Origin of the sequence: Pseudomonas sp. P105 (assembly GCF_032614175.1) — a bacterium.
Taxonomy (GTDB): domain Bacteria; phylum Pseudomonadota; class Gammaproteobacteria; order Pseudomonadales; family Pseudomonadaceae; genus Aquipseudomonas; species Aquipseudomonas rhizophila.
In genome coordinates, this window is sequence record NZ_CP126694.1 from 90,664 (window position 1) to 117,423 (window position 26,760).

Here is a 26,760-nt window from a genome sequence, read left to right on the forward strand (position 1 = left end):
TCCACGTTACAGCGGTTAATTGAAGGAGAAATCATGGCTAAGTCAGAGGATTTTCCAGGGAAGCCAAAAGATGCGCCTACCTGGATGTCAGGCGTCAAAAGGAAGCCGGCAGAATTGCCAGAACCCAATTTAAGAGTTTCGGTTAAGGAAATGCTTGCTCAGCAACAGGTCAATGAGCCCGTTGCTGAACAAGCGGTAGCAGCCACCGAGGTCGAGAATGGCCAGGCCAAAGTGTCCGGAAATGTTCTTGAAACGGGAGCCCCGAACGGTGTCATAGCCGAAATCCGCACGACCAAAATACGGGTATCGCCATTCCAGCCACGTCTGGCATTCAGCGAGACAGCTATCGAAGACCTTGCAAATTCGATCGCTTCTGTTGGCCTGGCCAAGCCGGTCACTGTCAGGCCGATAGGTGGTGGCATTTATGAGCTGGTTGGCGGTGAGCGCAGATGGCGTGCTCACAAATTGCTGGGGCGGGAAACCATTACGTCATACGTCCGAGAAATGGACGACGCTTTGGCGCAGATCCTTGCCCTGACGGACAACGAAGGCCAAGAAGCCCTCACGGAGTACGAACGAGGTAAATCATACGCAAAGATCTTGGCCTCTGGAGGTGAGCCATCGGTCAGAGCCCTGGGCCGCCGGTTAGGAGTCAATCACTCTATAGTGAGCAGATGCCTATTGCTGATGGATCTTCCTAATGAAGTGAAAGCCATTTTGGACACAAATCCAGGACTCATCGGTGGAAAGCGGGCGAAGGATTTTATTGAGTTCAGCAGTAAAGAGCCCCAACTACTTCTGAAAGCCGTGACGGCTATGCGAGATGAGCAATGGACTCAGGAGCATGCTCTGAGGTGGGTAGCGAAGGAAATCGCCTCGCGTGATCAGCAAAAATCGCCGAGCAAGTTCACTGATAAAGAGATAAGTGGAATCGGCAAGGTCCGGGTAGACGGTAAAAAGGTAGAGCTCCGATGTGAGAAAACTGTCGACGCGAAGAGGTTGGCTGAGCAGTTTGAGGCCTTTTTGAAGACCATCGATCGCTCTCTTATCGTCAGTGAATGAGAATCAATAACTGTAACCAAATATTTCAGGCGCTAAATTGGTTAGAAAACGTGCACACGAAGGCGATGTGCCATGACAGAATATGGTTTTTAGACTACGAGATAAGGACATATGGCAACCGCAGTCGCGCAACCAGAACACAGAGTGGTGCAACCGCAGACACGATTCACCGCTCTCGCACAGCTGTCGAAGATTGAGCCTGAGCACCTGCTCGGCCTGAGCCGTATTGAGCTGTTTTCGGTGATTTCAGAGCACTGGCTGAAGTGTTCAGCTCCCGCTCGGATTCACATGTTGAGCAGCGAAGATCGATTCATCCGCGGCGAGGCGCGGGCTCAAAACAAAGCATTAAGCGTTACGCAAATTTGCGTGGACCAAGCTCCAGGGATTATCTATGAGCAATTCAACCAGACACCGTATCTCACTGGCGTATGAGCACGAAGGTGAGGTGAGACAGGCCACAGCTGAGGTGAACCAAACGAAGGCGAGCATCACCTTCAGCGGGCTTCCGAGCGTAAAGTTCCAAGTGTCACTGAGCGATCCGGAACAGGTGATATTGCAGTTGCCAACTGACCGCGTTGGAAAAAAGCCAACGATATCTTGCGACATATCCTCTATCCCTGAGTTGGAAGCGGCGATGGACGAGGTGCGCAGGCAAGGTTGGCTCGGGCCAAAGGTGTCAGTGAGTGAGTGCGGATGAACCAGCGTCGGTGCTTTGCTCCGAAATCTGGGCGAGTGAAGTTGACCTCAAGGAATCGCACAAGCGCATCCTTTTGCACGAATCGCAATTGACCCTCCAGCTCATTCGTTACTCTGTTGCCCTAGTGCGCGCAGAGAGTAGGCCAGGAGGCCGCAGGCCTAGCAGGGAAGCTCAAAGAAGGCTGTCCCGGAGCATCCCAGGCTCCGGTCGGGAAATGATCTACATAGATCCCCGCAGTAATCTATGCTTCCACCAGCCTGATCGCCTTTCTTGTGTAAAGGATCGAGCTTACGCCGGGCAGAAAACTCAAAGCATCAATTCAACGAAACTAATTACGCCTTAAATGGTCTGTGATGGCCTAATGTTTGCTGTAGACATGGCCCTAGCTTATGCTGTGCTATGAGACAATTTTTTATAGGTTTTGCCGTTCTGCGACCAGTTTACGAGCTTAAAAATGACGACCTTTTGACGCCGTTTCTGTGTAGTGATGCGGAACTGTATATCTATACACTGATTAGCATGCAGCCTTTGCCTTGACAGAAAATACCGAGATTCAGCCATGATCACAAAGATGCCGCCCCATGTAGTCAGAAGCTTTCCCTACTGGGAAACGCCACCAGAGCCGGGCCAGGATTTGCATGAATTGAAATGGGGTGTCATGGAAGTCCTTTCAGACAAATCGCTTAGATTTGTTGACACAAAACCGGATCAAGCAGCTCTCGAAGAGCTAATAAGCCAACTTCAAGAGAAGATTTAATTTTGATTTAATTTGTTGTATTAGCTTCTCTAGAACACTAACCCCTGCTTATACGGCAGGGTTTTTTTTGAGTGAATATTGAGCCTAGGGTAGCGACAATTGATCGCGAATTCAGACGTAAAAACGACCTGAAAAAGCGTCATTTGTGCACGTCTTCGACGTATCGTTCTTGGATAAACAGGAACGAGAAGCTGCTTATGCAAAGCTATGATCTTGAGTTTCACGATTACGCTCAGCTATTTCCGCTAATCATCGGAGATGACTACGAAGCCCTGCTTGAGGATATTGATGTCAACGGACAGCGTGCCTCGATCGTTCTCTATGAAGGAAAGATCCTTGACGGTCGTAACCGATATCGCGTTTGCAAGGATCTGCTGATCGAGCCCCGAATAGAGGAATACACAGGGGATGATGCTCTGGGGTATGTCCTCTCTCTGAACCTCTATCGACGGCAGCTCACAGTGGCTCAACGGGCATTGATCGCTGCCGAGCTGTCCTCATTGCGTGGGAGCAGCGCTATCACGGTCGACCTGGAGAAGGCAGGCGGGCAGGAGCTTGAAGCGGCGAAGATGGCAATTGAGGAGGCAGCCAAAGTCCTGGGTATAAGTCCTCGCTCTGTGTCTTCTGCATGCAAAGTTGTCCGAGACGGCACCCCGGAGCTGCTGGATGCTGTCAAGGCCGGCGAAGTAAGCGTATCCGCGGCGGAACAGGTTGCTAAGCTGGATAAAAAAGCACAGCAAGAATTGTGCAGCCGCGGACCTAAGGCGATTCGAAAGGTCGCGAAGGACATGAGGGAGGAGGGCAGATCGAAACCTGCGAAGACCGATAAGCCACTTCCACCCTCAGATAAAAAAGATCTCCTGCCTCCGCCGGTACCGCTTGACGATGATGAAGGTGAAGATGGCGTATCAGCACCTGATGCGCCAGTAAATCAAATAGCTGCGATTGATCAAGAATCGGACGTTTTCTATACCTCTGAAAGAAAGCCCGCGGCTCAGCTCCTGTTCGAAATGGCTGATGCTGGAATGCAATTTGGCCGAGAAGCCGAGGGCGTTGCCGACGACATCATGAATGAGGTTGAGGAGGGGCTGGATCTTCAGTTCCTTGCATTTGTTGTGGACGTAGCCAAGAGGATAGAAGGTCGGGTGAGGGCGAAAATGCAGGCAAAATATGCTGATGAGGCGTGAGGGTTGGGATTTTCTGGAAGGGTGATTTCATAGGTAAAAGCCCGAACAGAAAGGAGTACCCCGCATGCAAACACCTCAGGACGACACAGTAATGGATTTTGGCCCGAACCTCTTCACCGGCGAGGGTGCGGTTGCAGCTGCGACTGATGATGCAGATGCTCGGAACGAGGCCCAGGAGCGTGCCGGGATTGTGTCTCATCAGCTCGCTGAAGGTTCTGTCGAAGAGAAGACAGCTGAAGCCGGCGGCCAGGTCGGTAGCAGCGCTTCCGCACACAGCAATGTGGCATCTGGAGTGAATACTGAACAGGCAGCCACTCAGCCCACGGCTGGGAAGTCTGAAGTAGGCACCAAAGCCTTGTCTAGTGTGAAAGCAGCCGTGAAGGTCTTTGAAAGCATAAATGGCTTCGACGAGCAAAGCGCGACACAACGTACTGTTGTTCGTGAATTGATGTTGAAGCAGTCCGAAGCTATGGAACTCAAGCTCCAGGGCAAGAAACCTCTCGAGGGTGAAGACTTTGACGCCATTGCTAAGCAGCTCCGGCGCGAGAACAACCGCCTCGACACCCTGCTTGAAGGAAAGGAGTCACTATTCGGCAAGGCTCGGAAAGCCGCCGAAATTGCGATCGAAAACATGCAGGGCGTAATTGCCGAAATCAACCGTTTGGAGGAGGAGGCTTAGCCCTCCTGGATGCTATGACCAAGAAACTGTTCACCAACCTTCAGTTTTATGCCTTCTGGCCTTCCGCCGGATTCCTTGCAGGCTATGCATTCGTTGCATCGGCAGGCATGATTTAACCAGCAGTCCTATCAAGCCTGGCGCGGGCCGCCACGGCTAAGAGCAATGAAACCCAAACCAAGGAGACAAGATGTCCCTCATCACCGAGTACCGAGCCACAGAGGAAGCCATCAAGGAGCTTCAGGAACGACTGGAGAAACTGAGCGGGAATGAAGCGCTTTTGAAGGAGATGGAGTTCGAGAAAAAGCTGCGGGCCTTGATGTCTGAGTATGGCAAGAACCTGCGTGACATGATCGCGATTCTTGACCCGGACTATCGCAAGCAGATTCCCCATCACCCTGGCAAATCTCGTGCACCACGAGCAGTGAAGATCTACCGCAACCCCAACACCGGTGAGCTGGTTGAGACCAAGGGCGGCAACCACAAGACGCTCAAGGAGTGGAAGCAAGAGCATGGCGCTGATGTAGTGGAGACTTGGCGAACCCAGTGAGTTGGCGCTTCCGCTGATCTCCAAAAAAACAAGGCCGGTGATCCCGGCCTTTTTTGTCAGTGTTGTTTGCCCGCCAGGAGCTTGGGATTTTTCAATTGAGTGGGAACTTGAAATGGAGGTAAATAACTATCAACGGAGGACTAAATGGATAACACTGAAAACGCCGATGAACGCCTGTTGGCCACGGTTATGGATGAAGTGCAAACAGACTTCAGCACAGCAAGTCTTGCAGTTGAGAAGATCCGTCAGGGAGCTGAAAGCATTGCCGCCGGCGTGCATGGTCGAAACCATGTAAAGCCGTCATTCGAGCATCATGACGGTACACCTATGTCGCCTGAAGAGGCGTTGGCTCATCAATGTGTCCATGCTGCAAGCATCGGGAAAGCCCTCGGCCGGGAATTTCTACTGAAGGCACCAGCTCCCCTCCTGGAGCAATTTACCACCGTGGCCGGGAACCGTAACGTTCCGGACAGTGGGGCAATGATCGCAGGCCTGCTGCATGGGTTCATGATTGCATTCGCCACAAGGGAGACGGAGGAGCGAGCTCTGAAAGCCATGCTGGAGGTTGCCCGGATCTGCGACGAGGCCAACAATATTCGAGGCACCTCTTTCGGCCAAGCCAGCGAGTGAATTGTTGCTCGGCGAGTGACTGGTCACCGTTTATGCTCATTGAGGCATTGGAAAGGAATTGAGTCATGTCTGACGACAACAACGTTAAACCTGAGCGGCCGCGGATGCTGGTTGTGGACGAGTACAGCAACTTTTTCGGAGGACTGAATGAAACGCTGAAGGAAGAATTGCGAAAGGTGTCTGGCGTCCCGAACGCAACCTACCTGGTCAAGGATGGGTCGGTCTTCGTCTTCGACAAGCTGGTGCAGCTGGTGAAAGAGCGCCAGAAGGAACAGCCGCATGCACCGCTGCAAGAGATGGCCCGCAGCTTAACGGTCGAAGAACTGGCTCTCAGCTTGATTGCCGAAGCAACTGTTTCTGCCAAGGAAGCCGTCGAGGCCTGGGGAGTAGTGCCGGTTCCCTACCAAACGGAAACTCTTGCGTCCATGGACACAGCCACCCTTGAATCTCGAGCGATTGGCCGCTTAATCCTGCACCGCCCCTTCAATGCTCGACTGCCGGGGGATTACCAGGACGAGGGCGACGTGAAAGCCGCGTTCGCCAACCTCCTGGTGGGTGGTGTTCTCCCTGGTAGTGGTGACTTCGCCTATCGCGGGCAGCCGATGACGCTACGCGATCCCCTGGATCTGGCGCTGCTGCCGGCCCGGCCAGCAATCCGGGAAGCGACGGAGCCTGCCGGCTGGGTCTACACGGCGCTGGGTAACGTCGAGTTCGAGGCGGGCTTTGAGCCAGTCTCGGAGGTGATGTTCAACGCCGTGAAGGAAACTGAAGCGAAGTGGCGTGGCGATATCGCTCATGCCGCCAAGCATGCTCAAGAACGAGCTGCAGAAGTCTGGGCCCAGGCTGCCGGCCTGCGCCTGGAAACGCTGAACGACCCGACAGATGAGGTGCCGGAGTACGGGGAAGAAGAATTCCCGCAGCTGCGAGCTTTCTACCCAGAACTGTCCATGCTGTCGGATGGCACCCTCTACTCGCTGTTCGACGTGTTCCAGATGGAGTGCCGCTTCATCAACGGTTGGTCGGCAAACCGAGACGAGGACTTCCTGTTCTACCTGCTCGGCAAGTTAGCAGACAGCAAGAACGACCACGAAACGGCCAAAGAGGTCGGTGAGTGGGTGGCCGACGCCCTGTTGCATGGCGCAACCTTGGATGCTGCCCTGGAGACCGGCCGAAGTGCCGACGGGTACAACCAGGCGATCGGCAAGCTCGCGCACCGGATTGCCGATGCCATGCGCTTCCTGGCTGATGACAAGAAGGCAACGGATCTCCGTGGTCGTCCCATTACGACCATGGGGGACACATTCCGGATCGGCAGGAAGTACAACGCCACAGCTATGGTGGTGGAGCAGAAACTTCCATTCTGATCGCACCTGCGAAATATAGGAACTGCGAGGGAGGGGGAAAAGTTCAGGCAAAATTGGTTGTTGTTAGGGCGCTTCTGGCAGAGCGCCCTCACCTCGGTGGTCAAGCGGCCGGCTGAACCTTGGCCAGATCTGACCCAGCATCAGGGGCAAGCTCCGAAACCAGATCCGATACCTCACCGTTCACCTGGGGAGCGTTAACGACAAGAAAGTCCCCCCAATCCTTCATCAGGGCGCGACGCTTATCCAGCAAGTCGCCGCGGTTATAAGCTGCTTCAACCTTACTGTTGAGGGTATGCGCGAGAGCCATTTCGCAAACCTCTCGCTGGTGATCGGTTTCTTCCGCGGCCCACGTCCGAAAAGTAGATCTGAACCCATGCGGTACGACGCCATCGACCTGGAGCTGATCGAGCACTCTTGCCATGGCATTGCCGGGAATAGGGCCTGTTCGCCAGGAGTTGAGAAATATCCATTTGTCATGCTTTCCGATCTGCTGCCGTAGCACCTCGAGCATTTGCTCCGTAAGGGGTACCCGGTGAGCCTTGCCCGCTTTCATGCGTTCTGCTGGGATGTACCAGACTTTCTCCTCCCAATCTATTTCCGGCCACTGGGCCCCGCTCACCTCTTGGTTACGGGTCGCAGTCAGAATTGCGAATTCAACAGCACGAGCTGCTGCTCCATCCAGGGAATCGAGCCTGGCCAACAGCTCGGCAGTGCGTGAAGGTGTCGGAGACGGGAAGGGGACTACCGTATGCGATTGCTTGGGCAAGAGCTTGTCGAGATGACCACGCCACCGTGCGGGGTTTTCACCTTGCCGAAGCTTCAGTGCCTTGGCTGCATCGAGCACGAGCTCTATGCGATTCCGGACGCGGTTCGCCGTGACGGGGATCTTGCTCCAGATCGGCGTTAGCACATCCAGGATATCGTCCGTGTCGACCTCGGCTATCCGAAATCCGCCTATGACAGGGTAGACATGCTTCGTGAGGGAATTCTGCCATTGCTGGTGGTGTTTCTTGGACCAGCTCGACGAATGCGTGCGTATGTACCTTTCTGCCGACGCCCGAAATGTGTGGCTCGTTGTTGCTCGCGAGGCTTTGGCAGCTTTGGCCTTCACGCGCTCAGCGACCGGATCGACGCCACGGGCGATATCGAGTCGGTACTTGTCAGCCTCCAGTCTTGCGTCTCTGAGGCTCAAGGCAGGGAATGTCCCCAGGGCAAGATCGTGCCGTTGTTTTGCCAGCATATAGCGAAAGACCCAGCTTTTCCGCAGGGTAGCTGATACACGGAGAATCAACCCTCGGCCGTCCTGGTAGGAGCCGGGCTGGTCGACATCCTTGACGAACTTAGGGGTTAGTTTGCTCATGAGGTACCCCCGGTCTCCGGGCCGCTCTTTTCATCTGCCGGCACGTCATCCTGAAAAGCGAGAGAAATGTTCTCCGGCCGAATGAGGTGAGGGCACGCAAGCTCGTACCCACCATCTGAAACGAGGTGTAAACCGGAGCGATCGACGGCGAGAACGGAAATCGCTCCAGGCTCGTCATCGAGCGCTTCACCCAGCCAGTTACTGAGTGCGTCTTCAACTGCCAGCATCGACCCAAAGAAATAGACCATTTCCTTGGCCTCACCGAGTAGCGCGGAGCGAGGTCCAGTCTGCGGCCGTAAACCGTCACGGAAGATGGAGTCAAGATTATGGGTTGGCGTGACGTGGTAAATCTCACCTGAAATAGGCTCGTTTTGAGCGTGCTCATTCGAAGCATGGTTTTGCACTACGGTGTTCCTCGCGGCTCGTTTGTTCGCAGGCGCTGATGCTGCAATCGCGCCAGATCTCGCCGGAATGTAGGAGGATAAGGTATCCCCATACAAAACGGCTACAGGCCTGAGGCTATAAGGGATTCTAGGAAACCCAAATAATACGTACCACATCATAGCCCACAGTTACTGCCGAGCAGAAAGCCCCTTCCAGGAAGGAGAGGAGACCGACCGCCGACAGTCGCCGGCGTCGAGTGCGTGAGCAACTGGACCAGGAGAGGTTTGGGGAGGGGGAGAAGGGGGATCGACCACCCGGCAGGAGGACTGAATTCTCGGGCTGGTCGTTGCCCGATCAGATTGAGTGGATGGCTTCCGAGCCGCCAATTTCAACCATGGTCAATAGCCCATCTTCAAAAACGCCACCAGTATCAATGTATCGAACATTCCCTAAATCAATGACGGCAGGAACTTTCGTGTGACCTACATAGATCCTGTCAATACCTGCAACAGGTATTGTTGTTTGATTTACATGGCGGGATCTACGCCACATAGCCTCCGTTGCGTGGTAGTTCCTATAAGAGTCGCCTAGCTCACCAGTCAGAGCCTCCTCGAAGCGCGACCAACTTAGGCATGTGCATTCAGCATGAACAATTCCAAACTTTTCGCCGTTGCGACCTTCAACCTGAATAGCGACGGGTAGACCATGTAAAGCAAGGCCTATGTACTTCTGCTCTTCGGAGGTAAGGGAATAGAACCATTCTCCACCGTACTTCCGGTGTCCAGCTGGTTCGGTGTCCAGTCCGCCTTCGACACACCAGTAGTCATGATTCCCCATAACGGGCTTGAACCAAGGCTTTTTTAACCAGTGATCAACCTGGCGTGACTCTGCCCCTCTATCAACCAAGTCACCTACCGAAAATAGTCTGTCCGAATTTTCGTTAAATTCTACCGAAGATAAAAGTTTCGATAGCTTGCTGAATTCACCATGAATATCACCAACGACGAAATCACGCCCAAAAATATTAGCTCCATACTTGGCGTAGTAACCATTGGCACTCACGCTGGTCGGGTCATGAATTGCAGAATGATGAGAAGCTTTGGGCATCATAATAGGCTCGCGAAACGCTGGAATACCTGGAGTACAGACCATTTTCGGAACGGATAGCGCCTAGATGGATGCTTGTTTTTTGCGCTGCTCAACGAAGGATGCAACCTCTTGAGATATGCGCTTTGTTTCAGCGTCATACTCATCGTTGATAGCAACAGCTTGTTCCGGGCCAAGTTCGCTAATCAAGCGTTGAGCTTCCAGCGAAACGGCACTTTGCTTGTTCAGGTAGTGTGGATCTATGACGTTCATATTGTAGGAACCGCCAATTCGCATAGCGACTTGAGCCCCTTGGGCCTCGCACATTACGAATCCGATCTTCTCGTACACCTCAACGAGTTTTGGGAAGCAACTAAGCGCTATATCGGAGAAGCGCGGTTTAAGGCTTGCAATCATCATTGTCATAACTCCTTGATTGCGGTAATCAGAATCGACGCAGATGTAATTGATCCCGCAAGCAGTTGGGGAGTCGATTGCGCGGGTCAGGATCATGAATCCTAAAACATTGGATGCGGTGTTCATGGCGATTACAACTTCTGAATTGATCATCAGGCTAATTGCCGGATCTAGTTGAAGTTGAATGTCAGTCAACATCCACGCACGGATTACGCCGAACATTGGGTGGGCAGCGTTTATTGGTCGGTTGACCAAATCTTGGCTATAGCTCTCAGCTATGCGCAGAATTTCTTTTTTCTGCGAATCACCAAGTGTTTTAAGATTTTTGATTGTAACAACGTCCATTACTGCTCCTTTGTGTTCGCTTCGATTACTTGTTTTCAACAATATGCCACTGACCATCCCAGTTACGGATTTTGCATTTATCAGTCATTCCGCGCCCGGTATGGATGCCTTGCAGAACGCCCACGCCAGGCCCTGTGCTGGCAAAGTTCACCCGGCCACAGTCTTTGAAGGCGACCTGATTCATGAATCCTCCCCTGCTTTGCACCGCGTCCTTCCCCGCTGCCGTGTCGGTAGCTCGCTGGCCGTTCGTGATGCGAATAGCTTGAATCACCTTCGATCCGTCATCTGCTTTGCTGTAGCGCAGAGTGCGCTCGTACTCGACAGCACCGGTACCGGCTGCGGCCCCCGAATCTCGCGACGAATCGCAGCCGGCCAGCGAGAGGCCAACAAGGGCGTAGATGAACAATCTGTGCATAAATGAAGTTCCTGTGATGTTTGTCGAATAAGCATGCCAGCGCGGTAGAAAATGCCAACTCAAGTCGGTGCATTTACTGCCTTGGGCGGGAGCAGGGCGCTGTATCTTCCGCCGGTGTGTCGGAGACATTTCCGCCAGCAATCCTCATCAGAACAGTGCGATTTGTTGGCCACTGGTTGAGGGGGGCGCAGTGAGAGCGGCCAAGTCCCGGAGCAGTACGGGCGTAGTATTTTCATCTGGAGGATTGGTGATCTCACTGGCCATGGCTTGGTGGCGGGTTAGCCTGGCGCTCCATAGACCCATAACGTGTGCCGGCGTGTACCACAGTTCCCGCTCTTCCAGCGCCAGCGTGTTACCGAGGATCAGAATTGCGGGAATGTGCAGAAGGCTGAGCTGGAGGTAGGTCATATGAACTGCGCGGGTGTCGACATCCTGCGCAGTCACATGGAGGCAGCGCTGGTAGTTGAAGCCTTTGTCTCCCAACGCTTCGGCGATCGCGATCACCATAGCTCCCGCACCGCATGCTGGTTCGTTGATTGTTATAAAGCCTCGCTCATCTATTCGCTTGCTCAGATCTGCACCATCCCCAAAGAGTTGTGAGGCCATGAGCTTGCAGACTGGGTAAGGGGTGAAAAACTGCCCTCTTGAGCTATTCCCCAGCTCCAGCTCGCCGAATACCTGGCCAAGCACATCGTCAGGCCCATACTCCATTGCCATGGTGAGTTCGGCGAGCATCTGGGGAAACCGATGCACCTCGCTCGGCTCATACTTCTTAATGACGCTCATGTAGCGTTTTTCACGCTCATTACGCTGGGCCAGGTCCACGCTGTTGCTCATCGCTAGCGCGCCCATTTCGCAGAAGTCCGCAAACACATCCCACAAGTGATGGCGATGGCTGTTTGCGTTGAGCAGGCGAATAAGTTTTTTGCGGTGTTCTGCCGGGCTCGCGGATTCGGTCTTTGCGTGTGCGATTCTTGATCTGGCCATGGTGCTCATCAGATGCTATCGGGAAGGTTGCAACGAACCTAACCCGTAGCGATGAGAACCCAAGAAGTCAGTCGATCACGTCTTCTCTCACTGAATCCCAGTCGCTGGGGGCCGCATCGCCAGTGGCGAAGGCAAATCGCATGCCCACGGTCGGCCTGCCTTTCTTCATGAGATATGCCGCAGCTCCAGCGCACATCGACTCGTGCCCCGAAGGTTCATAGTTCCCCTCATCGTCCCAGTTGCCACCCCGTTTTGAATGCACGGTCTTGTGGCACTGGAAACTCGAGTGATCATCCTCGATCAGGGTAGAAATAATCCCCTCCAAGCGCCCGCGGCTTAACGGAATGGCTCCCTCCTTCAGGAAAGGGCAATTCGCACAGGGTTTTTTCAGTCGGAAATGCTGCTTGATCGGATTCACTGAACCGCTTCCTTAGCGCGACACATCAATGGCGAAAACCTCGACTGGATCTGCACCGAAGTGTGGATGAATGATTGTCGCCAAGCGATAGCCCTTCCAGGGCAGCACATGTCTTCGTGCATCGTCTCCGCGCTTCGGATAGCCCCGTGTCAGCTCTATCTGGTCGAAGCTCTGTCCTTCCAAACGCCGTCGCCAATAGGGCGTGGCAGCCCGGAATTCTTCCGGCTTGAGCCCGGCCTTGATCGCGTCGAAATACTCGCCTTTGAGCGGCAGTACCAGGGTACGCATGGATAGGGTTCCTTTTCAGAGCGGTCGAGTGCAATCTAGGCTCCGATTATCCCATTTGCCAGGCACAACCCAAGCGCATAGCAGGTGGGATGGAATGCTGGTGGCTACCTGATAAGCGTAGGATGTGCGGTTGGAGAAAGCCGATGCTGCCTGGTTGGGATGTGACGCCCAGCGGCAACCTCTGAAGGAAGGGGAGTAGAGAAGGGGAGAGGGTATCTCAGAAAGGCAAAAGCCCGGTGATTAACCGGGCTTTGCAGGTCCCTCTAGGGGGATAAAACTCAAGTGCCTCAAGGGCTACGTGGCAAATAATAGGCACAGCTGACACTTATGTCAACTATTCAGTAAGCATTTGACCTAGGCTATTTCAGCAATCCACCAGCGTTGACGGCCTTAATCACTGCTGTCTGAATCAGGGTAACGACCTCTCGCGATAGCAACTGCTCAAGATGACCACGCATCGCCCTGGGCTTGAATAGGCGCTGTTTGCTGACCTGCTCAACGAGGTCCGCTTTGGCCCACCTGGTCTGTTGCTTGAAGTACGGTAGCTCGTCAATCAGGTCGCTCCCCAGCTCGACGTGTAGCCCGCGGCTGAGTTTGCCCATGTCCTTTGTTGTCGATAGCGGCACGACAATGCAGGCATTTGGGTCGATGCGCGCGTTGAGCACAACAACCAACCGGTTTTTTATCATTTCGGGCTTCAAGCGATAGTCATAGTTCTTGAAAACTATGACGCCGTTTTCATCGTACTGATAATCGCCGTAATTGCATTCCAAGATCTGCCCTATCTTGGGTTCAAAATTAATAGCCATCAATCGTCCTTAAAGCTGGATCGCTGCCAGACTGCATGATGCCACAGCGCCACGCATCCCGTGCGAACGAGTGCTGGGACAACCGATGCAATTTGTATTTGAGTATCAAGGCCGGGGCAGGCAGCGGGTGAGTGCCGCCAGCAGCCATCCCAGAGTGCACCAGGTGGTCAACATGAGGAAGCCTAGGAGGGCGATGCCAGCGTCGCCAAAAAGCCCGCCAAAAATCAGCAGGAAGGCCTGAGGCGCGGCTTCGAACACCCCAGACCAGATCAGCGTGGCATTGGCCACCCCGGCTAGGAACATGAGCCATGCAAGGTATTCCGGCAAATAGCTCGACTTGAGTGTAGGGGACTGCATGAGGCAACTCCTTGTTGTCAGAGGGGAGAAGCTTTCAGGCTATTTCCACTACGCGATATCCCAAGCCAACAAAAAGCCCGGCGAGCCGGGCTGGGATTTCTGTTGGTGCTAGTCCTCAAAATGCAAGCTCTTGCTGTCGGTCTGCGTATCCGCACCAGCGGGCAAAGCAGTCGGGATTACCCACTTCCATCTCTATGTTCCCGGCGTAGCCATGGGCGCGGGCGTCACTGATCAGTTCTGCGATAACTTCGGGACTGTCTCCCATCTCGAAACAGGTATCGAAAGTACGCTCGCCCAGTCCTTCAAACCCTCGATCCCACAAGTGATAGCTGGTGATCTCACGCACGAGGTTGTGGCGATAGGCTAGCTGCACGAAGCGCACACGGGCCTTAAAGCCCGAAGCTGTTGAGAGGCCTACCTTGTCGCGTAGACGAAACAGTTCGTTGATGGTGGAGGTGGTGTAAGACATAAGGCGATCCGAGCTTTCCAGGAGATGCAATAAGGTTACGGCATGAGGTGTGAATCCCAACCGGACTCAACGAGCCTTGGGAGAGCCGATGCCAAATGGCGGCATGATCAGAATTTCATAGACAGAAGGGGCAGTGGATAAAATTTGCACTCTGATGCCGGTGTATTGGACTGAAAGCCTCCCATCCAGAGGAAAAACTCCTCGGGGAATTTCAGGCTCGGGGCCGAGCCACATCCGGGCGCGTTCGCCGATCAGGTGAAGTCCAACCTCGATCCCCTGGCAGGGAGACACGGCCTGGCCACAAAAGACCGGATGGCCGAGTCGTGCTGCCTCGGTTTAGCACGTTCAGGGCTGGGCTTTTTCCTGTGTCAGATTTCGCTGCTGCCGATCCACTCGCCGGCGAGGTACCCATCGGCGCCGTCGCGTTTGCCTCATTCAAATTCGCCGTGGTATTGAGCCACCGGCTTGTGACAATCAACGCAAAAGGCGCGCTTACCCGGCTTCATCACCAACTTGTCGTACATGCCCGAATTGTCCACGCAGGAGTTATCGCCGGAATAACTACGGGAATAAATCCCTCGACCGCTATAGGTGTAACGCACGTAATACTCGTCTGCGCCGCAGTGTGGGCACATGGTCAATTCAGCTAGCGTCGGCAGGCTCATGCGTTTTCCCTCAACCCACCGTGGGTTTGTCGGTGCCCGTTTTCAAAGGCTGGTTGGCCTCCTTGAATTCGTATTGCTTTACAGGTCGCATAGCAGCCATAAAACCATCCATGAAAAGCCAGGCAGAGAATGTGGCCCCGATTAATACAGCTGCCCGGCCAACCCAGTCGTTCACTCCGATTGAAACAACCAGTTGCATCACCATAGCCGCGAACCAAAATGCGATTGCCTTGTTACCTGAGAACATACTGACCGTCCTGTTTGGGGAGTACGCAATGTGGCGTCCTCGTCTACGTCCTCGGCCCAGCTTTTTAGGGCTGGGCTTGGGGTGTACCTGGTCGGCAGATCCGCCGCGATTTCCGTGATCAGTAGTTGGGGGTTGATTCCAGAAGCTCGCGGACTTCATCCGCATACGCCCACCAGATGATGTCAGTCCGTTCAACGCTCCAGCCGTCACTACATGCCGTGCTCCAGTTTGGCTCGTCACCCTCATCAATACAGTTATAGTCAGTGACCTTGAGGACGTGCAGGCCGTAGGTGGCAGTCAACGCGATGAGTTTCGGTGACTCCCCGTCAATCAAGCGAGGTACATCTGAAGGTGAGTGCCTTATCATCTTGTTTTCCCTCAAGCAGCGGCTTGATCGGCCTGAGCCATGATCGCCTTGGCCGCGTGGTTGATCACGTAGAGCTGAGCATAGAGGCTGTCGCAGGTCTTCGTTATCCGGTGCTCGTACCACTCTTCGCCGAGGCACAGGACCTCGGCATTGTCGCGCATGAACTGGTGCGCCTCTTCGGTGAAACCGATGTTCTCAGCGAGGTCAAAGAGGTCGTCCCAGTGCATCCAGCGATCATCGCCATTCTCCAGATCGCGGCGGTTGGTCACGGTCAGGGCGCGGAACTCCCCCCAATGCTCACCACGAACCAGGTCCGCATCCTGCGCCCAGGCTGGCAGGGCGTCCCAAATTTCCTCGGAGCAGTTGTCGTGCAGTTCCCGGCAGATGCTCGACACCAGTACCTGGCGGAACAGGGTTGTGCTGAATACCTGCTTTTTGTGGGACTCGTTGAGCTTGGTGTGCAGGTAGTAGGTGACGTCATCACCCGCAAGGAACGATATGCCATAGCCCAGGCCGACACTGAACGTCAGGTCGCCGATATCGCCGACAACGGCGATTCCGAACCGGGTCATCATGATATCGAAGGCATAGGCAGTGGTGCCCTCAGCCTTGCAACGCCAGACTTCAACATCGGATTGCTTCACCAGGCAAGTGTACTGGTGATCCTTGAGTTTTTCGGCAGCACGAGCCTTGCGCTCAGTTTCTGTCCTCGCTGCGGTCTTCTGCTCTCTCAGGAGAACAGCGATTTGATCGCCGAAAGAAGGCTTCGCTTTGGCGCTTCTGGTTCCACTGGGGTTCTTGCCGCACGGTAGGCTGCCATCAGGTGAACATCGTTGGCCAACATCCGGTAGACGCACTGGTTTGCGTCTGGGGTCGGCTTATGCAGCTGGTACCCATGGTGTTTGCTGATATACAGAGCAACCGCGGCACTGCGGGATCGGCCGGCCTGGCAATTGACAGCGATATTTTCCCCTCGATCTGCAATTTCCCGGATGCGCTCCCGCAGCACGTCAGCCTTGCTGCTTAGCAGGTAATCGACGTAATTCCGCTCAAAATCTGACCCATATATCTCGATGACTTCTTCGTCAAAGCCAGCATCAATGAAGTGGTGGTAGCTCACGCTCTTCCACCGTGCTTCGTCGATGCAGGCCTGATCTTCAAGGCCATCAGATATCGATATCAGGTGCCAGTCGGGGCCTGGCGCGTGTGCTTCAGCGTCGCTGCGCGATAAAAAGATGCAGCTGGGTATGGTTCGTTGCATTTGTCTCTCCGTTGCCATCGGCATGACTACTGGATTGATAGATCCCTTTTTCAATGAAAAAGCCCGCGAGCTGGTCAGGGCTGCGGGCTTCTAGTGTGGAAAGATGGATTACTTCTTGGCGTCGATGAACGGCAGGGTTCCGCCGGGAAGTACGGTGGTAGGCAGCACGCCGTTCCAGCGCTCGGCTTTGGTAAGCTCGACCAGGCCGGGGTTGCTGCCCAGGGCGCGGGCGCGGGCGTCGATGGCTTTTGCTTCCGCTTCGCCGCGCAGCTGGATGCTTTCCGCTTCGGCACGTGCGGCGGCCAGTGCCGAATCCGCAGTAGCCTGGGCCTGGGTGACGACAATCCGCGCCTGGATCTGCTCAGTGGCCAGTTGCTGCTCACGAGTCTTCACGGCAACTTCAGCGCGCATGCGTTCTTCGATCGACTTCTCGTAGGCGTCACTGAAGTCGATGTTCTCGACTTGCACACTGTCGATCACCACCGGTCCACTGATTGCGCCCTTGATTGCGGTGGCGATATCGGCAACCAGCTTGCCGCGTTGCTGTACGGCGTTGACGGCGGTGTACTGACCGAAGACGTTTTCCACCTGTGTCGGGACATGGCGGCTGATCGCCCTTGTCAGCAGGCCGTCCAGATCGGCGTAGCTCTTGTAGACATCCGCGACTTCACCTGCCGGCACGTGCCAGCTGACCGAGACCGACAGCGTTGCAGCCTGCTGGTCACGGCTGTACGCCTGCAAGCCATCCCACTTGGTGGCGTTGTTCTGTATCGAGATCGCTTTGGCGCTGTCGATGAAAGGGATTTTCCAATGCAGGCCTGGATCTGCGACCTCCATAAAGGCACCGTTGCGCAGGACTACTGCGCGCTCTTTCTCGTCGACGGTGTAAAACGAACCCAGCAGCAGACCCACGCCAATAACGGCCGAAACGGCAATCAAGCCGAGAGCCAGGGGAGATTTGGAGGAGGATGAGAAATTGTTGAATTGCATACTGATGATCCTTGGTGGTTGGTCGCCGGATAGTTTGTTGGGTATTGACTGAGGAATGTCCCGATTTCAGGCGGTTTTATCGCCTGAAAGCGGGCTAAGCTGTTTGTGGTTTGCGGTGTTTTTCTCCTCGGTTTCGGCCGCGTTGCATTGGCCACGCTACAGGCATGCCTGAAAGACCCAAGTCGCCTCGATACTGCCGGCTACCTGGCTGATTGAGTCACGGGTGCTGAGAACGCGAATAAAAGGCGACACAAATGGTCGCCTGAGTTCTATGGGTCTCCGTTTAGAGGCTCTTCAACACACCCCAGTGAACTGGACGGCGATCCGCCTTTTCCAGTGCCTCCGCTGCTACCGAGGCTTGCTCGTGCGAACTCCACACGCTGTCGGAGCAACGCTCAACTCCGTGCTCCTGATCTCGAAAAATCAGGTCAAAAGTCGGAGCCTCGTACTGGTCAGAGATATCCCGCACCACAAAGCGCTCGTGCTCGAGGTTTTGTGTCACGGCGGATGTGGCGCTCATAGGCATAATCCTGCCTTCAGGGAGGCCTGGGACGCTGGTTTCGGGGTGGCCTCCAGCTGTTCTACCGAATGACCAGGGAGTGGCCCGCTCGATGCCGATACCTCGCCCTCTGGTTGGGAGGTGGACGTTTCGATGTTCCAGCGACCAATCTCAATTCCAAGCTCATGGCTGGCCTCTTGTGAGAGCCCTTGCAAAGCGTCCTCAACGGCTAACTCGAGCTTGGCTTTCAGCCGAGAAAGCGCTTGCGGTGAGCCGATAACTCCAATGGCCAGGTTGAGGGTAAGTCCAGCCCGATTCCGGGCTTGGGGCGTGACGACCTGCATAAATGGTTCTCCGTATAAGTGATTCGCCTCCTTCTCTCACGACCGCCTAGAAACCCAAGTTCCCGTTGCCTGTTCAGGATTGCTACTCCGCAGTGTTTAATAGCCGTGTATAAATTTTCTGACGGAAGTCCCATGGATCAAAGCCTCGAAGTCTTGGAGCGAACGCTGCAAGCAAGCATCAAAGAGCAGCGTGCAGCACGTCGCTGGAAGAATTTTTTCCGTCTCGCGACTCTTGGGATCGTCGTGACTGCTTTTGTGGTCGGCGGAAGGGCAGACCTTGATGGCGTTGGGGCCGATGTGCCGGTAACAGCAAAAATCAAGGTGAGGGGAGTGATTGCGGATGGGGAGGAAGCGAGCGCTGAGAACCTGAAGCGCAGCCTCGGCAAGGCCTTTGAAAATGAGAATACGAAAGCTGTGATTTTGGAAATCAACAGCCCAGGCGGAAGTCCCGTGCAGGCGGGCCATGTTTACGATGAAGTTCGTCGCTTGCGTGCACTGCATCCAGACACGAAGGTTTATGCTGTCATCACAGATCTGGGTGCCTCCGGTGGCTATTACATCGCCAGCGCAGCCGATGAGATATTTGCGGACAAGGCAAGTTTGGTCGGATCGATCGGTGTCACCGCGGCGAGCTTCGGTTACGTCGAGCTCATGCAGAAGCTTGGGGTTGAACGCCGCGCCTATACGTCCGGCGAACACAAGGCTTTCCTGGATCAATTCCAGCCTCAGAATCCAGAGGAGAGGAAGTTCTGGGAAGGGGTCCTCAAAACAACCCACAACCAATTCATTCGCTCGGTAGAGGCCGGTCGGGGAGATCGTCTGAAAGCCAAGGAGAATCCCGACCTGTACTCGGGGCTGATATGGACGGGCGAGCAAGCGGTGGGACTGGGGCTGGTTGATCGCCTTGGTGATTCTGACTACGTGGCTCGTGAAGTCGTAGGTGTGAGCAAGATCGTTGATTTCACCCGCAAACAGAATCCCCTGGATCGCTTTGCCAGCAAGATCGGTGCTTCGGTTGCCGAACAGCTCTCATTGCGGCTTGGATTCGACGGCTTGAGCTTGCGCTAAAGCCCGGTAGGAACCCAGCCAGGCTAAGCAGGATATGCCCCGTCCAGAAATGGACGGGGCTTTTTTTAGCCGCGTTTGAGTTGATCACGCAACTGAGTGGGCAGATTGCGAATAGTAAGCGTGCCGGCATTCTCGTCGTAGTCGATCTTGGAGCCCAGCAGGTGGGCCTCGAAGCTGATCGACAGACCTTCCGCACGGCCTGTGAAGCGGCGGAATTGGTTGAGGGTGCGTTTATCCGCTGGGATCTCAGGCGACAGTCCGTAGTCGCGATTGCGGATGTGGTCGTAGAACGCCTTTGGTCGATCTTCATCGATCAGCCCGGACAGCTCCTCCAGCGTCATCGGCTCGCCCAGCTTCGCCTGGCTGGTGGCATAGCCAACCAGAGTATTGGTCTTCTCCCGCGCCTGCTCCTCGGGCAGATCCTCGCTCTCGACGAAATCGCTGAATGCCTTGAGCAGGGTGCGGGTTTCGCCGGGGGCGTCTACACCCTCCTGGCAACCGATGAAATCACGGAAGTAGTCCGAGACCTTTCGACCGTTCTTGCCCTTGATGAACGAAATGTACTGCTTGGACTGCTTGTTGTTCTGCCATTCGCTGATGTTGATGCGTGCTGCCAGGTGAAGCTGGCCGAGATCCAGATGCTTGGCTGGGGTCACGTCCAGGGTGTCGTTCACCGCCACGCCTTCGCTGTGGTGCAAAAGAGCGACGATGAGGTAGTCGGTCATGCCTTGCTGATAGTGGGCGAACAGGACGTGGCCGCCGGTTGAGAGGTTCGATTCTTCCATCAGTGTCTGCAAATACTCCACGGCCGCGCGGCTGAAGCTAGTGAAATCCTGGCTGTCGTCGAGGTAATCCTTCAACCAGCGGCTGAAGGGATAAGCGCCTGACTCCGCGTGGAAGAGCCCCCAGGCCTTGCCCTGCTTGGCGTTGTAGCTGTCGTTGAGGTCTGCGAGCATGTTCTCGATGGCCTGCGAAGCTCTCAGCTCTGTATCGCGGGCATGCAGCACCGCGGGGGTGCCATCGGGTTTTTTGTCGATCTGATGAACGATGATGTGACGGATTGGCATGAGCAAAGTCCCTGTAGTTCTGGGGTTAGTATGGCGTTTCGTTGGGGTGTTTCGACAAATGGGCGGCTAGCACTTGCTGACTGATTACAGCCAAGGTGTCAGGGTCTAGTACCGGGGCATTCATCGCCGCTGCTGGACGGAAAACTCTAGTGCCGGAGCTCGTAAGCCAGTCGAACACCATGAAGTGCTGCATTGCTCCGGTTTTGAGCGGCGGTAGGCTCTGCCAAGTCAACGTTGAACTTGCATAAGTTGAGAGAGCGGATAACACCCTTTCTGATTGCTCTGCGTTACGAGCGTTTTTTGGTAGGTCGTCATAAGCAGCAAGCGTCGCTCCGAGAGCGTCAGCCGGCGTATGCACGCCGAGCTCTTTCAGATCATCTCCGCTCTGAATCGCTCTGTAACCTTCCAAGGTCAGCTGCCCTACGAGTCGGGGGCCAGTAACCATGTTGTATGAGTACAACCAGAACCCGACCGCTTCACTTCCTCCTGCTTCGCTGTCGTCGATTTTCCAACTGGCTTCGCGCAGCGACTCAGCAAATCTTCGATGGCGTGCATTTCCGATTTCATCCATCAACGGCTCCTATCTCTTCGTCTTCATCGGTACCTGTGCAAAAGCTCAGGCAGTGATGTGAACGTTCACACGCCGGCCGGAAAACCCAAGTCGAGATGTGAGCGTCAGGAAGAGCCTGTATCGACGTGCATTGGCAAGAAAAATATCCCCCTCAATCAGGCTGCGCTCTGTTGCCGTCTCCCTCACACGGATCGAGCACCTGGCTTGGGTTATTTCGAAGCGATGGTTTCCTACCTGTAGTTCGTACAGCGAGAAACCTCGATGCAGCTTCGACCCTACCAACAACAGCAGGATTTTGAACTCCGCAAAGGCATAAGCCTTGGCGCGATCATTCAGATGCTGATGAGTCCCACGGGCTCCGGTAAGACAGAGGTGGCCAAGCACATCATTGCCGGTGCACAGGCGAAGAACCGCAGGGCCTGGTTCATCGTCGACAGCGTGAAGCTGCTCGATCAGACGCTTGAGCGGTTCTACAAAGATGGATTGGTCGCCGGTGCAATACAGTCAGACCATCCCTGCACTGACTATCGAAAGCCCATCCAGGTCGCAACGATCCAGAGCTTGCGTCCGCGCCTCGATTACATGCTCAACCATCACAAACCTCACCTTGTTCTCATTGACGAGGCGCATGTCATCCATGAAGCCCATATCGAGCTGATCACGTGGTGCCGCCGGAACAAGGTGCCTGTGATAGGGCTGAGTGCAACCCCATGGCGGCGGGGCCTTGGGCGCATCTTTGACAGGCTAATCAATTGCATCTCCCTTTCTGAGCTGACAGACCAAGGCTTCCTTGTACCTACACAGTGCTACGCGCCCTCCGTGCCTTCTCTGAAGGGGGTGAGCACGAAGCCGAATGGTGACTGGATCGAGGACGAGCTTGCCACGGTCATGGGTGACGCCAAGCTGCTTGGTGACGTGGTAACGCACTGGAAAGAACTGGGTGAAAACCGCAAAACAATGGTTTTCGCCTGCAACGTCCAGCACTCCAAGAAGCTCGCTGCTGAGTTTCAAAAAGCTGGGGTGGCCGCAGCCCATATCGATGGTTATATGCTGCCGCATGAGACCGAAGAGATCTTGCGCCAGTACAAAGCGGGCAAGATAAGGGTCTTGGTCTCAGTGGCTATGCTGATCAAGGGGTTTGATGACCCCTCGACCAGTTGCCTCGTGATAGCGCGGCCTACGAAGTCCCTGATGCTTCACTACCAGATGATTGGCCGCGGGCTGCGACTCTCGCCTGAAACTGGAAAAATCGACTGCATTATCATTGACCACTCCGGGAACCTCTTGCTTAACGGGAAGCCAACGGACGAGGTGCCCGACGCCATGGACAATGGGGAAGGGGAGCGTCTTGACCGCCGCCCGCAGGACAAAGGCGATCAGGAGAAAAAAACCAAGCCATGTCCGAAGTGCAGCTTTGTTTTCAGCGGATTGCTCTGTCCGAAGTGTGGCAATGAAATCGTGATACCGGATGGGGTGGCGGTGGCCACCGGCAAACTGGTGAAGCTAGACGATCGACGCAAAGTGCTCGGGCCGACCAGTAAACAGCACACTTTCTGTGAGCTGCTTGGGTACGCCCGTGAGACCGGCAAAAAAGACGGGTGGGCTCAGTACGCATACCAGGCATACATGAAAGAGCTGCCAGATCGCGCATGGATCGGTACCGTGCAACCCAAACCACCGAGCGAAGACATGAAAAGCTGGGTGAAGGGCTATAACGTCCGTCGCGCCAAAAGCAAACGCCGATTCGGGTGAGCCGGTGGCTTGGGATTATTCAGAGCCATGTTTCAATGCTTTCAGCTGGGACTCAACACCCATGCGACTTTTCAACAACCAAGGAGTAAAAGCGAATGAATCGTCAAGAACTCGTCAAAGCGATTGCCGACGAAAGCGGGCACAGTCAGTCAACCGTGGGAGAGGTGCTGAATAGCCTTATCTCGACGGTTCAAAATGTCGTTGCCGGCGGCGACAAGGTTAGCCTCGTGGGCTTTGGTACTTTCGAGTCAACCAAGCAGGCCGAGCGTCAGGGCCGTAATCCGTCTACCGGGGCTCCGATCACCATCGCTGCCTCGATCAAGCCAAAGTTCACCCCTGGCAAGTCCTTCAAGGAACGCGTCAACCAGTAAACCCCCTCCAGCCGCCCCGATCTGGGGCGGCGTCTGCGTAATTCAGACCAAAAAACCGCCAGAAACCAGACCTTTCCCCACGACCTGCATGAAACGATCTCCTCACCTAAGGAGACTCACATGCCCAGCGAAAAATATCCTCCGGCAAAACGCCGATCACCACTCATCGACTATCTGGCAGGCATCAGCTCGCACGCGGCCATGATCCTGACGTTCAGGCACAGCGGCGAAGAGCTGCGATCGATATCCAGTCGTCACGCTGCCGGATTGATGGCAGTAGCGGTTGGCATGATCGTCGTCTGTACCCACTTCGCCCCAAGCTCCAGCTCCACGCATAGCTTGGTGTCTTGCGCACTATTTGCCCTTCTCATCGCAGCGGCCTTACGCACCTTCGGAATCCATGCCGTTGCAGGGTATGCGACGTTCCTGGTGGTGACAGAGCCAGTAGCCTTGGTTGTTCGCCATCTCCCAATGGGCGACCTGATTGATGCCGTGTTTTCGTTCTGGTGCTTAGCAGCGCTGTCTGTCTACGGCGGCAAATGTGCAAAAAACAGAATGGAGTCGCCTCAATGAAGTCGACCGCAGAACAGCTCCCCATCATCGAATACCAAGGGGACCATCTGGTGGTGAAGGCCTATGCCGGGTGCGGCAAGACGACAACGCTTGTTGCCTATGCCAAACATCACAGCCACTTGCGCATGCTCTATCTTGCGTACAACCGCGCTATCCGGGATGAAGGCGCGGAAAAGTTTCCGAAAAACGTAGTGTGCAAGACATCCCACCAGTTGGCCTGGCCTCAGTTTGGCCGACACTATCAGCACAAACTCGGGAATATCCGTCTGACGGATGCTGCCGGGCTCCTCAAAACACGGAAGTGGGGAGATGTTCGAGACGCTATCGCTGTGCTCAATGCCTACCTTTCGAGCGCTGACGAAAACATCAGTGAGGCGCATTATTTTGCTGCGCTCAGCGAGGAAGAGGTCGCGGAGCACGGAGCAGACCACTTAGATCGGACGATCGCTTCTGCCCAGACACTCTGGGAGGAGATGATCGATACCGAGAGTAAATTTCCCTGTCAGCATGACGCGTACTTGAAGCTCTACCAGCTCAGTAATCCCCAGATGCCGTATGACGTGATCCTTTTCGACGAGGCGCAGGACAGTAACCCTGTAACTGCCTCCCTGGTCGCGGGTCAGAAGGCGAGGAAGATATTTGTCGGCGACAAGTGGCAGCAGATCTACCGCTGGCGCGGAGCTGAGAACGCGCTTGATACGCAGATTGTGCAGGGCGCGGCGTCGATGTTTTTGACCAACTCATTCCGGTTCGGGCCGATGATTGCCGGCGTAGCCAATGCGATCCTCAAACAGCAAGGCGAAATACGTCCCTTGGTTGGGTTTGGTGCCCGCGACAAAGTGACGACATCGCTGCCTGCGGGATGTAACCATTACACCGTGCTCAACCGCACGGTGATTGGCGTAATCATGACAGCCATTGACGCTGTATCTGACGGTCAGGTTGTCTACTGGAACGGGGGGATTGAGGCATACCAAATTTCCGACCTCGAGGATGTCTACCATCTGAAGGTCGGCCGCAAGGATGAGATCCGCAACAAGCGTCTTTTCGGGCAGTTCAGCGATTTTGGTGGATTTGCCGAAGCGGCAGAGGAGTCCAAGGATGCCGAGATGAATCGCATGCTCAGGATACTCAAGGAGCACAACGACATACCCAAGTTAATCGCCGCTCTACGTCGCAACTCAACAGATGATCCCCTAGATGCAGATGTGATTGTGAGCACCTGCCACCGCTCGAAGGGGTTGGAGTGGGATGTGGTCGTGCTCGAGGAAGATTTCCCAGACATCTTCGACGAAGAGAAGATCACCCCTGATCAGCGGGTTGATGAGTTGAATTTGCTCTATGTCGCAGCCACAAGGGCGAAGAAAGTGTTGGTGATCAACAGCATCACACAGGTGGTGATCCAAAAAAGTCACGCTGAGGCTAAGCGGGAGATGAAAGCAGCTGCGGAGCTGCGCGCATGATCTACCTTTATCTCGCACTTTTGCTGGTGCCGGCCGGCGCGATTTTTGTCTGGGGTAAGCTGGTGTCACAGTTTTCGGTAAAGACGTGGATCGTCTATCGGAATACTGGAATCATCGGCGGGCCTGTACATGAGTTGGCGCACGCGATTGCATGCATCCTCTTCGGCCTGCGAATCAGGAAGCTTGCGCTATACGCACCGGATGCAATCACTGGGCAGCTGGGCTACGTCGAGTTTTCCTACAGCCCGTTTTCTCTGCGCAACTCGATTGGTCTCCTTGTTCAGGGCATTGCGCCCCTGTTGGCCGGCGGCGCAATCGCCGTTCTCTCCCTCGGTACATCATCCGAACAGAGCCTTCCCGACCAGGGCATGGTGCCTTTCGTGGCCTGGATCGGCGCTGTTGCCACCGGTTCTATTACCGCAATCGTCGACTTGGGTACTGGCTCATTGCAGGGGTTTGCTCTGGCGCTGCTCGTCCTGGTTATCGCGATGCACGCGATTCCAAGCACAGCCGATATTGCCCTGGGCCTCAAGGGCTTTGCCATCATCACGGTCGCTTTCGGCGGCTTGGTCTTCTTGCTCCAGATGATCCCGTTCCAGGGAGAAGGCGTTGCAATGGCGTTCATCATCGAGGCCGCGGATCTTGTGGCGCGTTATCTCGAGATCGGTATGTGGCATGCACTCAACGGCGCGGTGACGGTGGTGACCCTATCTGTAGTTGCGAGCGTGTTGCTGATCCTGCTCCCAGCGTTTTTTTTCCATCTCAAATCCTTCTGGAATGGAGCTCGTGGCCATGTTTGATAAAGCAGAGGCTTGGGTCGTGATTTGGGTTCTGGACGAACGACGGGATCATCTGATGAGGTCAACTGCACGAGGCTGGACGAAATGAGCATGAGTGAAATTACGAAGGCTGAAGCCGAGCTTTATAGGGGTGTGGATCGGGCGAACCCACCACAGCACGAGAAGCTGATTACAGGGTGGCTGCCCCCTGAGGCTCCGCCAGAAGGATACAAGTACCTGGTCGCGATACTCGCCCCGGTAAGGATCGAAGGCGTGCAGGACTACATGTGGATTCTCGATTACCTGGACACGGATACAGCCATATTCGCGTCGGAAGATCATGAATTTGAGGTGCCATGGCCATGGCAGGCGGGCTTCAAGCCTACGGGCAACGACTGGGACGCCATTGGAATTCCTCACCTGATGTGAGCCAGCCAAGAAGCACGATAAGCGAGCCGCCCGAGGCTGACCAAGGGCGGTTTTTC

Annotated in this window: 33 protein-coding genes; 14 read left to right on the forward strand and 19 right to left on the reverse strand. The window is 54.9% G+C overall.

The genetic code is table 11. The features are described from left to right. Nucleotides 1–33 precede the first annotated feature (33 nt). The 7 genes from QOM08_RS28730 (at nt 34) to QOM08_RS28760 (ending at nt 6,923) form a co-directional block, all read left to right on the forward strand. On the forward strand, nt 34–1,062 hold the full coding sequence (locus tag QOM08_RS28730; RefSeq protein WP_316913285.1) for a ParB/RepB/Spo0J family partition protein: 1,029 nt from the start codon (nt 34–36) through the stop codon (nt 1,060–1,062). Between the two features lie 111 nt (nt 1,063–1,173). After that, a complete protein-coding gene (locus tag QOM08_RS28735; protein WP_083182104.1) occupies nt 1,174–1,494 on the forward strand; it encodes a hypothetical protein in 321 nt (106 codons plus the stop codon). Between the two features lie 1,219 nt (nt 1,495–2,713). Beyond that, a complete protein-coding gene (locus QOM08_RS28740; RefSeq protein WP_316913286.1) occupies nt 2,714–3,703 on the forward strand; it encodes a hypothetical protein in 990 nt (329 codons plus the stop codon). 64 nt (nt 3,704–3,767) lie between these two features. Then, nucleotides 3,768–4,382 carry a hypothetical protein gene (locus QOM08_RS28745; RefSeq protein WP_316913287.1) on the forward strand — a complete coding sequence of 205 codons (615 nt, stop codon included), beginning with the start codon at nt 3,768–3,770 and terminating at the stop codon, nt 4,380–4,382. Between the two features lie 187 nt (nt 4,383–4,569). Continuing rightward, complete coding sequence (locus QOM08_RS28750) at nt 4,570–4,929, forward strand: histone-like nucleoid-structuring protein, MvaT/MvaU family (RefSeq protein WP_316913288.1); 360 nt, start codon at nt 4,570–4,572, stop codon at nt 4,927–4,929. Nucleotides 4,930–5,073: 144 nt separating this feature from the next. After that, nucleotides 5,074–5,559 (forward strand): hypothetical protein, encoded by a 486-nt coding sequence (locus QOM08_RS28755; RefSeq protein ID WP_316913289.1) that lies wholly within the window; start codon nt 5,074–5,076, stop codon nt 5,557–5,559. Nucleotides 5,560–5,624: 65 nt separating this feature from the next. Continuing rightward, the gene (locus QOM08_RS28760; RefSeq protein WP_316913290.1) at nt 5,625–6,923 is read left to right on the forward strand and encodes a hypothetical protein; all 1,299 of its coding nucleotides are present in this window, start codon (nt 5,625–5,627) and stop codon (nt 6,921–6,923) included. Between the two features lie 100 nt (nt 6,924–7,023). On the opposite strand, the gene QOM08_RS28765 is transcribed toward QOM08_RS28760, so the two are convergent. From QOM08_RS28765 to QOM08_RS28845, 17 genes are all read right to left on the reverse strand, one after another. Next, entirely contained in the window at nt 7,024–8,283 is a 1,260-nt protein-coding gene (locus QOM08_RS28765) for a tyrosine-type recombinase/integrase (protein ID WP_316913291.1), read from the reverse strand. Beyond that, a complete protein-coding gene (locus QOM08_RS28770; protein WP_316913292.1) occupies nt 8,280–8,687 on the reverse strand; it encodes a hypothetical protein in 408 nt (135 codons plus the stop codon). The genes QOM08_RS28765 and QOM08_RS28770 overlap by 4 nt, the downstream gene beginning before the upstream one ends. Before the next feature lie 334 nt (nt 8,688–9,021). Beyond that, nucleotides 9,022–9,777 carry a metallophosphoesterase gene (locus tag QOM08_RS28775; protein ID WP_316913293.1) on the reverse strand — a complete coding sequence of 252 codons (756 nt, stop codon included), beginning with the start codon at nt 9,775–9,777 and terminating at the stop codon, nt 9,022–9,024. Nucleotides 9,778–9,837: 60 nt separating this feature from the next. After that, nucleotides 9,838–10,515, reverse strand: a complete 678-nt coding sequence (locus tag QOM08_RS28780) for a GNAT family N-acetyltransferase (protein WP_316913294.1) — start codon at nt 10,513–10,515, stop codon at nt 9,838–9,840. A 25-nt stretch (nt 10,516–10,540) separates the two neighbouring features. Then, nucleotides 10,541–10,930, reverse strand: a complete 390-nt coding sequence (locus QOM08_RS28785) for a hypothetical protein (protein WP_316913295.1) — start codon at nt 10,928–10,930, stop codon at nt 10,541–10,543. 147 nt (nt 10,931–11,077) lie between these two features. Next, nucleotides 11,078–11,926, reverse strand: a complete 849-nt coding sequence (locus QOM08_RS28790; protein ID WP_316913296.1) for an N-6 DNA methylase — start codon at nt 11,924–11,926, stop codon at nt 11,078–11,080. Between the two features lie 58 nt (nt 11,927–11,984). Then, nucleotides 11,985–12,335: a hypothetical protein gene (locus QOM08_RS28795; RefSeq protein ID WP_316913297.1), complete on the reverse strand. Its 351-nt coding sequence runs from the start codon at nt 12,333–12,335 to the stop codon at nt 11,985–11,987. Between the two features lie 12 nt (nt 12,336–12,347). Next, nucleotides 12,348–12,623: an RNA-binding protein gene (locus tag QOM08_RS28800; RefSeq protein ID WP_083182115.1), complete on the reverse strand. Its 276-nt coding sequence runs from the start codon at nt 12,621–12,623 to the stop codon at nt 12,348–12,350. A 359-nt stretch (nt 12,624–12,982) separates the two neighbouring features. Next, nucleotides 12,983–13,432 (reverse strand): type II toxin-antitoxin system PemK/MazF family toxin, encoded by a 450-nt coding sequence (locus tag QOM08_RS28805; protein WP_083182116.1) that lies wholly within the window; start codon nt 13,430–13,432, stop codon nt 12,983–12,985. A gap of 105 nt (nt 13,433–13,537) precedes the next feature. After that, complete coding sequence (locus QOM08_RS28810; protein WP_316913298.1) at nt 13,538–13,789, reverse strand: hypothetical protein; 252 nt, start codon at nt 13,787–13,789, stop codon at nt 13,538–13,540. 115 nt (nt 13,790–13,904) lie between these two features. Continuing rightward, nucleotides 13,905–14,258 carry a hypothetical protein gene (locus QOM08_RS28815; RefSeq protein WP_316913299.1) on the reverse strand — a complete coding sequence of 118 codons (354 nt, stop codon included), beginning with the start codon at nt 14,256–14,258 and terminating at the stop codon, nt 13,905–13,907. A gap of 431 nt (nt 14,259–14,689) precedes the next feature. Further along, nucleotides 14,690–14,923 (reverse strand): hypothetical protein, encoded by a 234-nt coding sequence (locus tag QOM08_RS28820; protein ID WP_083182118.1) that lies wholly within the window; start codon nt 14,921–14,923, stop codon nt 14,690–14,692. 10 nt (nt 14,924–14,933) lie between these two features. Beyond that, complete coding sequence (locus QOM08_RS28825; protein ID WP_169859597.1) at nt 14,934–15,170, reverse strand: hypothetical protein; 237 nt, start codon at nt 15,168–15,170, stop codon at nt 14,934–14,936. Between the two features lie 378 nt (nt 15,171–15,548). Further along, entirely contained in the window at nt 15,549–16,181 is a 633-nt protein-coding gene (locus tag QOM08_RS28830) for a hypothetical protein (protein WP_316913300.1), read from the reverse strand. Nucleotides 16,182–16,267: 86 nt separating this feature from the next. Beyond that, a complete protein-coding gene (locus QOM08_RS28835) occupies nt 16,268–16,798 on the reverse strand; it encodes a dual specificity protein phosphatase family protein (RefSeq protein WP_169859601.1) in 531 nt (176 codons plus the stop codon). Nucleotides 16,799–16,906: 108 nt separating this feature from the next. Then, entirely contained in the window at nt 16,907–17,788 is an 882-nt protein-coding gene (locus QOM08_RS28840) for a prohibitin family protein (protein ID WP_011077945.1), read from the reverse strand. A 283-nt stretch (nt 17,789–18,071) separates the two neighbouring features. Continuing rightward, a complete protein-coding gene (locus tag QOM08_RS28845; protein WP_020190244.1) occupies nt 18,072–18,308 on the reverse strand; it encodes a hypothetical protein in 237 nt (78 codons plus the stop codon). Between the two features lie 455 nt (nt 18,309–18,763). Between QOM08_RS28845 and sppA the strand changes: the two genes are divergently transcribed. After that, nucleotides 18,764–19,699, forward strand: coding sequence for a signal peptide peptidase SppA (sppA, locus tag QOM08_RS28850; protein ID WP_169859603.1), 936 nt, complete (start codon nt 18,764–18,766; stop codon nt 19,697–19,699). Nucleotides 19,700–19,764: 65 nt separating this feature from the next. Here sppA and yejK read toward each other — a convergent pair whose 3' ends face one another. Then, a complete protein-coding gene (gene yejK, locus QOM08_RS28855) occupies nt 19,765–20,766 on the reverse strand; it encodes a nucleoid-associated protein YejK (protein ID WP_083182126.1) in 1,002 nt (333 codons plus the stop codon). A 25-nt stretch (nt 20,767–20,791) separates the two neighbouring features. Beyond that, entirely contained in the window at nt 20,792–21,337 is a 546-nt protein-coding gene (locus tag QOM08_RS28860) for a hypothetical protein (protein ID WP_083182127.1), read from the reverse strand. 261 nt (nt 21,338–21,598) lie between these two features. Here QOM08_RS28860 and QOM08_RS28865 point away from each other — a divergent pair, with 261 nt between their 5' ends. From QOM08_RS28865 to QOM08_RS28890, 6 genes are all read left to right on the forward strand, one after another. Continuing rightward, entirely contained in the window at nt 21,599–23,089 is a 1,491-nt protein-coding gene (locus QOM08_RS28865) for a DEAD/DEAH box helicase (protein WP_011077949.1), read from the forward strand. Between the two features lie 95 nt (nt 23,090–23,184). Further along, nucleotides 23,185–23,460 carry an HU family DNA-binding protein gene (locus tag QOM08_RS28870; RefSeq protein ID WP_011077950.1) on the forward strand — a complete coding sequence of 92 codons (276 nt, stop codon included), beginning with the start codon at nt 23,185–23,187 and terminating at the stop codon, nt 23,458–23,460. Between the two features lie 120 nt (nt 23,461–23,580). Continuing rightward, nucleotides 23,581–24,033, forward strand: coding sequence for a hypothetical protein (locus QOM08_RS28875; RefSeq protein WP_169859605.1), 453 nt, complete (start codon nt 23,581–23,583; stop codon nt 24,031–24,033). Beyond that, nucleotides 24,030–25,496 carry a 3'-5' exonuclease gene (locus QOM08_RS28880; protein ID WP_316913301.1) on the forward strand — a complete coding sequence of 489 codons (1,467 nt, stop codon included), beginning with the start codon at nt 24,030–24,032 and terminating at the stop codon, nt 25,494–25,496. The genes QOM08_RS28875 and QOM08_RS28880 overlap by 4 nt, the downstream gene beginning before the upstream one ends. Beyond that, entirely contained in the window at nt 25,493–26,296 is an 804-nt protein-coding gene (locus QOM08_RS28885; RefSeq protein ID WP_316913302.1) for a hypothetical protein, read from the forward strand. The genes QOM08_RS28880 and QOM08_RS28885 overlap by 4 nt, the downstream gene beginning before the upstream one ends. 90 nt (nt 26,297–26,386) lie before the next feature. Continuing rightward, nucleotides 26,387–26,704, forward strand: a complete 318-nt coding sequence (locus QOM08_RS28890) for a hypothetical protein (protein WP_316913303.1) — start codon at nt 26,387–26,389, stop codon at nt 26,702–26,704. Nucleotides 26,705–26,760 lie beyond the last annotated feature (56 nt).